The sequence below is a fragment of the Sphingobacterium sp. IITKGP-BTPF85 genome, assembly GCF_001006065.1.
Classification (GTDB): Bacteria; Bacteroidota; Bacteroidia; order Sphingobacteriales; family Sphingobacteriaceae; genus Sphingobacterium; species Sphingobacterium anhuiense.
Genome location: NZ_ASZT02000145.1, coordinates 1 through 13069, shown reverse-complemented (window position 1 = coordinate 13069; position 13069 = coordinate 1). Strand labels below are relative to the sequence as shown.

General features: G+C 35.8%; 11 protein-coding genes, 1 tRNA gene and 1 pseudogene. 8 read left to right on the top strand and 5 right to left on the bottom strand.

Going from position 1 to position 13069, the window contains the following annotated elements:
- Positions 1-247 precede the first annotated feature (247 nt).
- From L950_RS37520 to L950_RS20770, 4 genes and pseudogenes are all read right to left on the bottom strand, one after another.
- A pseudogene (locus tag L950_RS37520) lies at positions 248-405 on the bottom strand (IS982 family transposase); the annotation flags it as partial.
- A 386-nt stretch (positions 406-791) separates the two neighbouring features.
- Positions 792-1808, bottom strand: a complete 1017-nt coding sequence (locus tag L950_RS27180) for a tetratricopeptide repeat protein (RefSeq protein WP_052764495.1) — start codon at positions 1806-1808, stop codon at positions 792-794.
- Positions 1798-3096 carry a tetratricopeptide repeat protein gene (locus L950_RS27175; RefSeq protein WP_052764494.1) on the bottom strand — a complete coding sequence of 433 codons (1299 nt, stop codon included), beginning with the start codon at positions 3094-3096 and terminating at the stop codon, positions 1798-1800. The genes L950_RS27180 and L950_RS27175 overlap by 11 nt, the downstream gene beginning before the upstream one ends.
- 686 nt (positions 3097-3782) lie before the next feature.
- Positions 3783-3859, bottom strand: a tRNA-Pro gene (locus L950_RS20770).
- Positions 3860-4201: 342 nt separating this feature from the next.
- On the opposite strand from L950_RS20770, the gene rplS reads away from it, so the two are divergent.
- From rplS to L950_RS30905, 8 genes are all read left to right on the top strand, one after another.
- Positions 4202-4549 carry a 50S ribosomal protein L19 gene (gene rplS, locus L950_RS20765; protein ID WP_021189535.1) on the top strand — a complete coding sequence of 116 codons (348 nt, stop codon included), beginning with the start codon at positions 4202-4204 and terminating at the stop codon, positions 4547-4549.
- Positions 4550-4705: 156 nt separating this feature from the next.
- The gene (locus L950_RS20760; protein WP_021189534.1) at positions 4706-5806 is read left to right on the top strand and encodes a carbohydrate-binding family 9-like protein; all 1101 of its coding nucleotides are present in this window, start codon (positions 4706-4708) and stop codon (positions 5804-5806) included.
- Positions 5807-5923: 117 nt separating this feature from the next.
- The gene (locus L950_RS20755; protein ID WP_021189533.1) at positions 5924-7066 is read left to right on the top strand and encodes an acyltransferase family protein; all 1143 of its coding nucleotides are present in this window, start codon (positions 5924-5926) and stop codon (positions 7064-7066) included.
- A 162-nt stretch (positions 7067-7228) separates the two neighbouring features.
- Positions 7229-8863, top strand: a complete 1635-nt coding sequence (locus L950_RS20750) for a CTP synthase (protein ID WP_021189532.1) — start codon at positions 7229-7231, stop codon at positions 8861-8863.
- A gap of 15 nt (positions 8864-8878) precedes the next feature.
- Positions 8879-10690, top strand: a complete 1812-nt coding sequence (gene yidC / locus L950_RS20745; protein WP_021189531.1) for a membrane protein insertase YidC — start codon at positions 8879-8881, stop codon at positions 10688-10690.
- Positions 10691-10819: 129 nt separating this feature from the next.
- The gene (locus tag L950_RS20740; RefSeq protein WP_021189530.1) at positions 10820-11608 is read left to right on the top strand and encodes an META domain-containing protein; all 789 of its coding nucleotides are present in this window, start codon (positions 10820-10822) and stop codon (positions 11606-11608) included.
- 251 nt (positions 11609-11859) lie between these two features.
- On the top strand, positions 11860-12159 hold the full coding sequence (locus L950_RS30910; protein ID WP_021189529.1) for a hypothetical protein: 300 nt from the start codon (positions 11860-11862) through the stop codon (positions 12157-12159).
- A gap of 64 nt (positions 12160-12223) precedes the next feature.
- Positions 12224-12775 (top strand): helix-turn-helix domain-containing protein, encoded by a 552-nt coding sequence (locus L950_RS30905; RefSeq protein ID WP_197086599.1) that lies wholly within the window; start codon positions 12224-12226, stop codon positions 12773-12775.
- Here L950_RS30905 and L950_RS20730 read toward each other — a convergent pair.
- A partial coding sequence (locus L950_RS20730) for a DUF2490 domain-containing protein (protein ID WP_021189528.1) occupies positions 12690-13069 on the bottom strand: 380 nt, incomplete at its 5' end. The genes L950_RS30905 and L950_RS20730 overlap by 86 nt on opposite strands.

The window sequence follows — 13069 nt, the reverse complement described above, 5'->3', positions numbered from 1 at the left end:
AACAGGAAATTATTTGCGTTCTCTTTGTCGCGTTAAAAATGAGCACCTACACCTGAGTAACTAATGAGTAGAACACGCTTCAAAATTGTGAGGTCGCATATTAGTATGTTAATCCCATTATCACTATTGGTTATAAGGCATACAGCTATCCTAAGCGGCCATATGATGTGGCGATGTCTTATCATTTGAACGAAACACTTAATACTTTTACTTGGTATAGAAATTTAGTAATAACCCGTTGTGCATTTTAAATAATACTGATTTTTAAATTATTGATATTTCTGATGAATATATTTTTGGCTATGTATTAAATGATGTTATAGCTATAATCTTGGTCAAGATTCTGGTTTTGAATCCATCGAAAGATTTAGCATAATTAAGCCTTATCATGAACTGATCACACATTTAATGAAGGTAAGCGTAATTGGATAGCAATGTTATAACAATATGCTAACTTAGCTATATGAAAAAGATAACTTTAATACCTTGTTTATTTTTGTTTCTATTTTTGTTTTCTTGCCAAAATGAAGCTAAAAAAAACAGTGATGTTGCTATACAGTGGCATTTGTAAACCTACTATTCACTTGCTATTCACTTTATAAGTCCTCATCGCACTTTCAATTTGACTCTCTTCTGTTATGTCAGGATATAAAAATAACTCGGCACCTGAATGCTATTCACACCGGACACTATTTTCAGTCCTACTGCTATTGGTCCTTTGGGAAACATAACTATACTTGTTACGTCTACCTTTAGAAACGAAATGATTTTTTTTGTTTCACAAGCGAAGGTTACTTATTGTTCAATTTCTGTAAACGTTCTTTTGCTGACGGGATGATATCATCTTTTTCTTCATAATTTTCAATTACACTTTCCAACGTACTCTTAGCCTGCAAAGCATTGCCTTTACGCGCATAGCTATCGGCAAGCAATAGGAAACTCTTGGCTTCCCAGTATGCATTTTCTTCCTCACTATTAATCACCTCAAAGGCAGTTTCAATGGCTTTGTCGTATTCCTTGTTATCATACTGCAGTTGCCCAACACGGTATCGCGCTTCTGCGCCAACCGCCTTTTGGCTCTTCAGAGCAGCCAGATTGAGTTCCTTCATGGCAGACACGATGTTCTTTTGTTGTAGCAATACCCTTCCACTGTATAAATGAGCTTTAGCAATTTCCTCCTGCGATGCGCCATCGTAATCCTTTATCAACTTCGCATACTTGGCCATCTGCTCCATGTCGCCGAGTTCAAAATAACAAATCATCAGGTTACTTATTGCGTAACCATAGTTCTTTTTATACTCTGAATTGAGTTCCAATTTTTTGAGGTGCACAATTGCCTCGTTGTATTCTTTCAGGTCCAGATAGAGCGCAGCCACTGTCAGCAAGGTGTTTTCCGTATACTTACTTGTCCAGTCGTTCAGGATAATATTCAGATCGTGCAACGCCTCCTTTGGATGCCCGGTACGGTACGAACTCACCCCGCGGATGTAACGGGCATATTTTTCTTGTTTGGGCTTCGGAAATTTATCAAAATACGCATTGATGGCTTCCACGGAAGCTGCGTATTGCTGCTTAGCAAACAGAGATTGGGCTGCCTGAAAAGCCATATTATCTTGCTCCGCAGGACTCAGATTACTGACATTGGTGCCGATTGCGTAATGAATATAGCTCGTAGCGTCCCCTTGGTCTAGGTAGATGTTTTCAATAAAACGCATCGCTTGCTGTGCCTCATTGGTTTTGGAATATTTCTCCACAACACTTTTGAAAGTGGCTTTCGCCGCTTCGGAATCATCTTTATTATACTGCACGAGCTATGGTCATCAATGCGCGGGGCACATAGCTGCTGCGCGGGTATTTTTCGATCATCCGTTGCAAACCATCGATAGCGCGATCATAATCTCCCGTAGTGAAAGAGGTATAGGGGATCTCAAAGGCGGCGTCATCTGCATAGTTCGAAGCCGGAAATTGTTTCAAAACAGACTGCAGGATCTTTAGCTTGGTTTCATGGTCTCCCTGCAATCCAAAGATAACACCTCGTTGGAACAACGCATAGTCCTGATTGGAAGTTTTGCTGTTGATCAGCTGATCATAATATTGGTTGGCACGGTCGTAATTGCGCATGGACAAATACGAATCGCCCAAACGTGCGATTACGTCATGACGTATATTTTCATCTAACGAACTTCCCTCGACAGCCAAAAAGCGCTCAAAATAATCGGCCGACATACTAAAACTGTTATTTCTGAACGCGGCATAAGCCAGCCCATAATTTGCATAATTATATACGTCGGTATTTTTTGCAACAGGCAACCGTAAAAACCGGGAGAAGTTCTCTACCGCCTCCCCATATTTGCGCACTTCATACATCGCTTCCGCTTTCCAATAAGTAGCCAGCGCGGCCATTTTTGCATCGATCGGAAATTTTTCAGATCTCATGAATGTCGATATGCTATTTTCGAAAGCGCGCTCGTTATAAAACTCCAATCCGCGATAGTAAGTTGCTTTTTGATAAGTAGCATCGACTTCCCGCCCTCTATCTTTCAACGACTCCAACAGACTTACTCCAGTATGGAAGTTACTCGTCCCCAACAGGATTTGAGCCGATAATATTTCCGCACTTTCCTGTGCTTGAGCGCCTAGTTCACGACCCCCATATTGTTGAACTATATATTTTTCCAGAACTTGCTGAGCGGCTTGGATGGAGTCCATTGCATATAAGATTTTGGCATAGTTAAATTGCGCTTCTGCTTTCAATTGGGGGTCGAAATCTAGTCTCATCGCTTTGACAAATGCATTTCGTGCGCGTTGCTTATCGCCGGTTTCCAGTGCAATATGACCCAAAGTTATGATCGAACCCTGATAAAAGGCATCCGAAGCTTCCAGCGACTCCAAAATAGAGGCCGCTCTTGGATATTCACGTGCCTGGTAAGCCAGATAGCTGATACGGTAACTATCAATATTGCTGCGTGAAGCGTTTGGATGCTGTTTAAGCAATATAGTGTAATAAGCTTGTTTAAACGTTTTATTTGCAAAATAGGTAGCTGTGGCTATTTGACGTAGCTCCGTCTCAATGGCTTCCCGATTGATATGACTCATATCTGGCTCCTGCGAACCTTTACGGCATCGGCCAGAACAGGTCGGTAGTCGCGTACGACATCAATGGAATCCATCGTTTGCACTTGCTCTGCATTTAGTTGCTTCTCTACTTCCTGCCCATAACCCGTAACCACCAAAGCGGAAAGCATCCCGGTACACAGGTATTTGAAGCCAATTATTTTTTTTAATATCATTATTCGTCCGTATTTCTGAGTTTTTCCAAACGTTCCTTTGCCGAGGAGGCAATAGTGTAATCTTCCTTAGCTAACAAGCCAAAACTAAATAATTCCAACCATATTGAGTAAATCGTCATGGAAAAAATTGAATCCTAAAAGTCAATTTATAGATCATCACCATCTCGTTTCCGCGATTTCCAATTTCTTTGATTGCTATCGGCAACTGAATTGACACAATAATGGAGCCAAGAAGACAGATCGAGGGAAAGAGATCACTTTGTGACAAACAGCACAAAAACGAATGTTAATTGTTGAGCATATTTCAAAAATCAAAGATTAGTATAGAAAATGAGTAACCGAATTGGTCATTTCCTTAAGGTTTGAAGTATATTGATCGGGAGGCTAGAATACTTTAAGCCTGTTGGTCATAAGCTTATTCCAAAAGATGCTGCGATTCGAATCTGCACGTAAACAAAAAAGCCCTAACTTTCGTTAGAGCTTTTATTTTCTTGGTCGGGGTGGCAGGATTCGAACCTACGACCTCCACATCCCAAATGTGGCGCGATACCGGGCTACGCTACACCCCGAAAAGGTATCCCCTTTTGTTTACTGTGATGCAAATATACAGCGTTTTTCCAATCTGTCAAATATAATTTTAACATTATTAAATAAAAGCCTGATTTATTGAGAAATAAAATATCAGCATTCAATTCGATAGCATTTAAATTCACATCCTAACCTCGATGTGTAAAACTTTTTAAAATATATCGTGAGCAAGGGTCTAAATATTAAAAGTGTTTTTCTATCTTTGCAACAAACTAAGGCAGCTCAATATTTTTTGAAAAAAGTATTTCTTAAAGTAAAAAAAAAGCTGTAATATTGCATTCCGATTTTTACAGGCTAATAATCGTATTTAATTACTCATAATCATGGATTTAGTAAAATTTGTAGAAGAACAAGCGGTAATCAGAAATGAAGTTCCCGCATTTAAAGCAGGAGACACCATAAGCGTTCATTATAAAATTCGCGAGGGAAATAAAGAGCGTATCCAAATTTACCAAGGTGTGGTTATCCAATTGAACAGCGAAGGTGTTAATTCAACTTTCACTGTACGCAAAATTTCAAATGGCATTGGTGTGGAACGTATCTTCCCTATAAATTCGCCAAACATTGAAAAAATTGTAGTAAACAGCTACGGTAAAGTACGTCGCGCTAAATTATTTTATTTACGTGGTCTTACTGGTAAAGCTGCTCGTATTAAGTCTAAAAGAATCTAATTACGACTACACAAGTATAAAAAAAGGCATTGAATTCAGTTTCGATGCCTTTTTTTATTGCCATAAATCCCCAATATAGCAACATTTTCTTTACAAGTCAAAAACTTCTTCCATGCTAAATCTTTTTAGTTTATCTTATGACCTGAAAAGTATTATATGAACAAGTCTATTTTTACCCTCGTATTCCTGTGCTGTTTCCTGAACAGCTATGCCCAAAATTCAATTCAAGATTTTTTAGCACTACAGTCCATTCCAAAAACATATCCGGTACTTAAAATCAGTGAACCGTTAATAATTGACGGTAAGGACGATGAAATTAGCTGGACAAAAGCAAAAACAATTAATAATTTTGAAGATATTCAAGGTGGCGAGCACAAAAAACCTTTATATAAAACCGAAGTAAAAATGCTTTGGGATTCCACCTACCTATATGTGTACGCAAAACTGTATGAACCTCATATTTGGGCAGATATCTACAAGCACGATGAAATTGTTTATCTAAACAATGACTTTGAAATATTTTTAAAACCCAATTTATATCAAGCAGAATATTACGAAATAGAGGTCAATCCATTACATACCATTTTCGATCTTATGTTACCAAAACCATATCGATTCGGGGGTCAGGCCATTACACATTGGGATGTTAAAAATCTAAAATCCGCAGTACATATCAATGGTACCCTTAATAATCCCCAGGATATAGATACATACTGGTCTGTTGAATTTGCAATTCCACATCAATCATTATATGCTTTCGGTAAATCCTCAATGCCTAAAGCAAATGATTACTGGTTATGTAATTTTTCACGTGTACAATGGCAACATGATATCACAAATAATCATTACAGTAGAAAAAAAGAAAATAATAAGCCCTTAGCTGAAGACAATTGGGTATGGTCACCGATCGGTTTAATTAATATGCATTATCCAGAAAGATGGGGATATATACAATTTGTAGAACAAGCACAAAAGCAGGAAGCAACACTTCCAAATAGTTATGCCGTCACTAAACTAGCTTGGAATATTCATTATTTACAACAATTGTTTAAAAAGGAAAATCGTCGATATAGCGATCAATTAACGAAACTTTCATTATATAATCAATACCTACTACCCGCTTTGAAAGATTATGAGGTCACTTTGGATCTAAATAAAGACAAACAAAGTTATAGTATGAAGATCAGGGAAAAACAGTCAAAAAAAATTCAAGTATCCTTAGATAATAGAGGTAATTTTGATCTTTATAACCAGTAACTCTACCATAGCTTATCTGAACGTCTGCATCAATTCAAAAAATGCTATTCACACAACATTTATAACGCTATAACAATAATTTGTAGAAACAAAATAACGCAGAAACATAAACTAATATTGCTATTTTTACAGCAACAATGTATAAGAACATATCTTTTTTCCAAATCTAAATGCGTTCCGTTTTTTGCCGCACTCCTCGTTCTATTTCACCATGGAGAAGTCATTCGGACAAAAAATGATTTCATCACCTATGAACATTTTAGTTTTTTTCAAAATGGAACTACTGCTGTCAAATTTTTCTTTGTCTTAAGTGGTTTCCTCATCAGTTATTTGTTACTGAAAGAACAAGATCAGAAAAAGACAATATCCATTAAAAATTTCTATCTGAAAAGAGTCATTCGCATCTGGCCTTTATATTTCTTATTAGTCGCCATAGGCATAGTTATCTTCCCTTTTCTATTTCAGGTCTTACATATTAACTATTCATTCCCCTATACCATAGGGCAGGTCTGGCTGTTATTTGTTTTATTTTTGCCCAGTATCGTCACCTTTACCTATGGCTCACATCTACTCGAACCCCTATGGTCTATCGGCGTTGAAGAATGGTTTTACATCATTTGGGCACCCCTATTTAAATGGATAGACAACAAGTTTGCACTTATTATAGGTATATTTTTACTCAAAATTCTTTTACTGATACTATGTTTTAACAACATCATTACAGACGTACTTGTTGTGCATCTTATCAAAACTTTTGCTTTCGAATCAATGGCAATTGGTGCACTGGGAGCTTATTTCCTATACCACACCAATATAAACTTACAGGCTTGGTACAAAAAATATGCAGCGGTCAATTACTTTTTATTAGCCGTATTATTTTCATTCTTATTCTTCCGAAATACATGTATAGCATTTATTGGATCAAATATTTTTGATCATTGGATCTTTTCATACATCATTCTAAATGCACTCTTTCTCAATCTCATTCTGTTTATCGGTATCAGATTAAATTCAAAATCATTTTTCAACAATACTTTTTTAGACTACGGAGGCAAAATCTCCTATGGAATTTACATGTATCATATGATCGTGATCTTTGCCGTTATTCATTTAGGGAAAAAACATTTACTAACACTAGATCCCTACCTAAGTTTTCTGATTTTCTACAGTTTAGTTATAGCAGGTACATTTATAACAGCACATTTATCAAAAAAATACTTTGAAGATTTTTTCATGAAGTTTAGATCTAAATTGAATTAGCAAAGATTAAACCTCATGCAACCGTCATGTCAAAAAATTAGCGTTTTAAAATTAAAGACAAAAAAAACGTCGTCTTCCACAAATATTCTTATCTTTGTATCCCGTACATAAAGCAGATATTTAGGCCATTTTAGGCCTTATATTTTGAAATCCATTATTGATATGACTAAATATATTTTTGTTACGGGCGGCGTTACTTCGTCGTTAGGGAAGGGTATTATTGCATCCTCTCTTGCTAAACTTCTCCAAGCACGTGGCTACAAGGTTACGATTCAAAAATTTGACCCTTACATTAACATTGATCCAGGAACATTAAATCCATATGAGCATGGTGAGTGTTACGTAACGGAAGATGGTGCTGAAACAGACCTTGATTTAGGCTATTACGAACGTTTCTTAAACGTACCTACTTCACAAGCTAATAACGTGACGACAGGTCGTATTTATCAATCTGTTATTCAAAAAGAACGCGCAGGTGAATATTTAGGAAAAACAGTTCAAGTTGTTCCTCATATCACAGATGAGATCAAAAACCGTATGCGTTTATTAGGTGAAACAGGAAAATATGATATTGTCATCACAGAATTAGGTGGTACAGTAGGTGATATCGAATCTTTACCTTTCATCGAAGCAGTTCGTCAGTTAAGATGGGAATTAGGCACTCATGATTCTGTAGTTATTCACTTAACATTAGTACCTTACTTAGCAGCAGCTGGTGAATTAAAAACAAAACCAACACAACATTCTGTTAAAACATTATTAGAATACGGTATCCAACCTGATATTTTAGTTTGTCGTACAGAACATAAATTGACGCAAGAAATTCGCAAAAAATTAGCATTATTTTGTAATGTCAATATTAATGCTGTTGTAGAATCGATTGATGCTCCTACTATTTATGACGTTCCTTTAAATATGTTGAAAGAACAATTGGACAAGACTGTTCTTGCTAAATTGAAACTTTCCAATAAGAATGAACCAGATTTAGATAGCTGGAAAGCATTTTTAGGAAAATTAAAAAACCCTACTAATGAAGTAAATATCGGATTAGTGGGTAAATATGTTGAATTACCAGATGCATATAAATCTATAGTCGAAAGTTTTATCCACGCCGGAGCATCCAATGAATGTAAAGTAAAATTGCAATATATTGCCGCGGAAAGTGTAAATGATCAAAATGTCCAAGACAAGTTGAGCGAAATGGATGGCGTACTTGTTGCTCCTGGTTTTGGTGAACGTGGATTAGACGGTAAGCTAGCCGCTATTAAATATATACGTGAAAACAATATTCCTTTCTTTGGAATTTGTTTAGGCATGCAGTGTTCAGTAATTGAATTTGGCCGTAATGTATTGGGATTAAAAGATGCAAATAGCACGGAAATGAATCCAGATACACCACATCCAGTGATCAACTTAATGGAAGATCAGAAAAACATCACTAACATGGGCGGTACAATGCGATTAGGTGCATACGATTGTGATATCAAAAAAGGTACAAAAGCATTCAATATATACGGAAAAACGAGAATCTCCGAACGTCACCGTCACCGTTATGAGTTCAATAATGCTTATTTAGAGCAATATGAAGCAGCTGGAATGATTACTTCAGGGATCAACCCAACTTCAGGATTAGTAGAAATTGTAGAGTTGAAAAACCATCCTTTTTTCGTAGCAGGACAATTTCATCCAGAATTAAAGTCAACTGTTGCAAATCCTCACCCACTTTTTGTTAGCTTTGTAGCCGCTGCTTTGTCGAATAAGAAAAATAAGATACAAAAGCAGGAAACAATTAAGTAAGTTTAATTTAAAAAAATGGATAGAAATACCCTTATTGGTTTACTTCTGATGTTCGGAATTATAGCCGGTTCATTTTACTTAATGAAACCGTCCGACGTAGAAATAAAAAAAGAACAAGTTCTACAAGATTCGTTAGCACGTGTTAAAAAAGGTTTAGCACCTTTAACAGACTCGACAAAAGCGAATACACAACTAGGAGCAACACAAGAGGCCAAGCCTCTTGATTCTGCAGCATTAAAACTTCCTTTTGGAGCCGCAAAATTTGGAACAGAAAAAATCATTACAGTAGAAAATGATAAAATCATTGCTAAAATAAGCTCTAAAGGCGGTCGTGTAAAATCTGTACAATTAAAAGGTGAAACAAATTTTAATGGTAAACCATTAGTATTGTTTGAAGGTGACCACAATAGATTTGGATTGAAATTTAATGTCGCCGGTGAAAACATCAATACTAACGATTTGTTCTTTACTTCTGAAGATGCTGATGTAAAGATAACAGGCGAAGATTCAAAATCGATTAAATTACAATTAGCTTATGGAGCTGATCAGTATATTGAATACGTATATACCATCAAAGGTAATGGTTTCAATTTAGGTCTTGATATCAACACAAAAGGTATTCAAAACAAGATCGATCAAAAAACGATTGCTTTAGATTGGGAAACGATTTTACTACAGAAAGAACAAAATATTGATTCTGAACGTCAAAAATCTACCATCTATTATAAAGAAGCAGGTAATGTAGACCATTTGTCAGAAGCAAAAGATGAAGAAAAAGAGTTAAAAGAAAAAGTAGAATGGATTGCATTCAAGCAACACTATTTCTCAAACATTCTTTCAAGCAAAACAGGATTTACAACAGCAGATGTAAATGTAAAAACAACAATCGAATCCGATGTTGTTAAACTTTATGCGGCTACAGCACGTCTTGATTATGCAACTCAAAAAGACAACAGTTATTCGTTAAACTTCTTTTTTGGCCCTAATCAATACAAAACGCTTAAAGCAGAAGGTCATGATTTTCATAAAATCATTAATATGGGATGGGGACCAATGCGTTGGATTAACCAATTTATTACAGTACCTGTATTTGATTTCTTAGACAATTTCCATTTGAGTTATGGTATAGTTATCCTTGTTCTAACATTATTGTTAAAACTGGTATTATCACCATTAACATACAAATCTTACCTATCAATGGCTAAAATGCGTGTATTGAAACCGCAATTAGATGAAATCAAAGCTAAAGTAGGTGAAGACAATGCAGTATTGTTGCAGCAAGAACAGATGAAATTGTATAAAACAGCTGGAGTAAACCCATTGGGAGGTTGTCTTCCATTGGTATTACAAATGCCATTTACGATTGCTTTCTTCTACTTCTTCCCGAATTTATTCGAGCTGAGAGGTGAAAGTTTCTTGTTTATGAAAGATATGTCAACATACGATACCTTATTCTCATTCGCACCGATTTTCGGCGTGAATCACGTATCATTGATGTGCGTATTGATGACTTTAACAACATTATTGACCACTTGGTACAACAATGCGACTTCGGGTGCGACAGGACAAATGAAATACATTGGTTACATTATGCCTTTAATTTTCTTTTTCGTCTTGAATAGTTTCCCTGCAGGATTAAACTATTATTACTTCTTAAGTGCAATCCTAACATTCTTAACACAGTTGATCATCCGTTCAATGGTTAATGATGATAAGATTTTAGCGAAATTAGAAGACAATAAAAAGAATCCAAAGGTGCAAAAGAAATCGTCATTCCAATCAAGAATGGAAGAAGCGATGCGTCAAGCACAACAAAATAAAAAATAACAGCAATTCTATAGTGCTGATTAAAAGAGGAAACCCGAATAGGTTTCCTCTTTTTTTGTATAAAATGTAGCATTCACTCAAACCAAACGTTCTAATTATTGTTAAACAATCATATCAAAAAGATAAAAGATGAAATTTAATCAGATTTTAATCATGGCAACGCTGATCGTAGGATTAAGCAGTTGTTCAGTTTTCAAAAAAAATACGAACAAAGAGCATACGACTACAGAAACTATGCAGCTAAAAGGAAACAAGTGGCAACTGATCGAAGTAGATGGAAAAACAGTACCAGCACAGGTAAACGGACGTGTCCCCTTCTTACAGTTTGAAGACGATAGATATGCTGCAAATGCAGGTTGTAATACTTTAGGTGGAGCAGTAAATATCACGGGAAAAAACAAAATTAAATTTGAACAAGGTATTTCCACAATGATGGCTTGTCCTGAGTTCGAGATAGAACAGGCGTTATCAAAAAACATTATAGCAGTAGATACCTACACAATAGAAGGAGAAGTATTGAGTTTAAAAAAAGGTGGAACAACATTAGCTAAATTTACGCTTATCAAAGCAGAAAAAGGTGAGCAAGCACTAGCAGGTACATGGGAATTAGATTATGTATCTGGACCACGTATTGCATTTGAAGGACTATATCCAAATAAAAAGCCTACGATCACCTTTGATTTGACAGCAAAAAAAGTATCTGGAAACAGTAGTTGCAATAATTACAATGGAACTTTCAAAACCGAAAACAACCACATTAGTTTTGGTCCACTAGCATCTACTAAAATGGCCTGCGAAGGTTCAGGAGAAAGTGTATACTTCAGCACGCTGGAGAAAATCACTTCCTTCGATGTCAACGGAAATACATTGACTCTGATTATGGGCGATATTGCGATGATGCGATTCCAAAAAAAATAAAAACAATAAAAGATTAAAACTAAACATAAAAAGCTCCGGATTGGAGCTTTTTTTATGTGATAATATGAAGAAAAATTCCAGTTAAAAACAAATTTTATCGATAGGATTACACTGTAAATTAGGTCCCTAAATCGTATATTTGTACATACACAATCTCTTTCATTAACATCACATGAAAAGGTTTTTTAGAGAAATAGCACTATGAAATCGTCGATTAAGATTATCAACAATTACGAATACAAAAAGCTTTTTTGCCTGATGTAACAGATCATAATCTATTCAATGAAAGCAAAATACAGGTATACCGCATCGAAAATTACCTACGAAGTATTCTCATGCCTGTCATTCCTTACCGTACTACCTTCAATTTCCTAATCTTTGTTACTAAAGGAACTTTAACACAACATCTGGAATCAGGGGCATACACCTTAGCTGAAAATCAAGTGATTAATGTCAAACAGGGAAATATTACTGCTACTTTAGCGATTTCAGATGATGCCGAAGGTTTTTTTGTCGTTTATGAAACGAAATCGTTACAGATATTGAATTAGGCATCAATGATATCCGGTTTTTCAATTCACATCCCTTTACCCCCTTGTCAGAGCACGTCTCTGTATGGATTCAAAAATGCTTGAACTCTTGGAAGAAGAGCTGTTTACCGAAGGAAAAGTTATGGAGATCTGTGTATCAATGCTACAATGTATACTGTTAAAAATAATTAAAACAGATTACGAAGTAAAAGCACCGATGAGTAGACAATTGGATATTGCATTTCGATTTAGAGAAGTCGTACAAAAATTTCACACAGATCACAAGAATGTTTTATTCTATGCCAACTTATTACATATATCCGAAAACTACCTTAACAAATGTGTGAAGGAAGCAACCAATAAGCCTCCTAAACAGTGGATCAACGAAATCAGTATACTACATAGTCAAATCTTATTACAGGATGCTACAAGAGATATTGCAGGCATTGCATTCGAAATGAAATATAAATCCCCATCCTACTTACACGTTTATTCAAGAAAGTCACCGGTTATTCACCCAGTGATTATCGCAAACACAAATTTCTTTCCGATTAATGCTTCTTTTTATAAGGCAGATTCCAAATCAGATCAACAGCAAGATAGTGAACACCAAAGTCCGCTTGACTATAGCCTTTAATTAAATCATTCATATATCCAACATCAAGGTGCAAGGGAGTATGCGCAATATCCGTCATGTAATATAAAGCGAAACGCGCTTCCTTATAAGCAAATTTTGACCACTCATCTTTCGGCTCATACATTTTGCTTACTGCAAACAGACCCTCAGCACTAAATGCAAGTTCCTGTTTATTTCTATCCGAGAGTTTCAGATTCATCTGTGTTTTAATCCTAGTCCGCAATTGAAAATTCTCCTCAGCTTTATTAAAATCTGCTGTAAAAAATTTACGAAATTCCTGTCTGACTGTATTTT

Coding starts and splice junctions, on each gene's coding strand:
- L950_RS20760 (WP_021189534.1), top strand. CDS start 4,706: ATGAACAAGTCTATTTTTACCCTCGTATTCCTGTGCTGTTTCCTGAAC.
- L950_RS30905 (WP_197086599.1), top strand. CDS start 12,224: ATGGATTCAAAAATGCTTGAACTCTTGGAAGAAGAGCTGTTTACCGAA.
- L950_RS20750 (WP_021189532.1), top strand. CDS start 7,229: ATGACTAAATATATTTTTGTTACGGGCGGCGTTACTTCGTCGTTAGGG.
- L950_RS20740 (WP_021189530.1), top strand. CDS start 10,820: ATGAAATTTAATCAGATTTTAATCATGGCAACGCTGATCGTAGGATTA.
- rplS (WP_021189535.1), top strand. CDS start 4,202: ATGGATTTAGTAAAATTTGTAGAAGAACAAGCGGTAATCAGAAATGAA.
- yidC (WP_021189531.1), top strand. CDS start 8,879: ATGGATAGAAATACCCTTATTGGTTTACTTCTGATGTTCGGAATTATA.
- L950_RS27175 (WP_052764494.1), bottom strand. CDS start 3,096: ATGAGTCATATCAATCGGGAAGCCATTGAGACGGAGCTACGTCAAATA.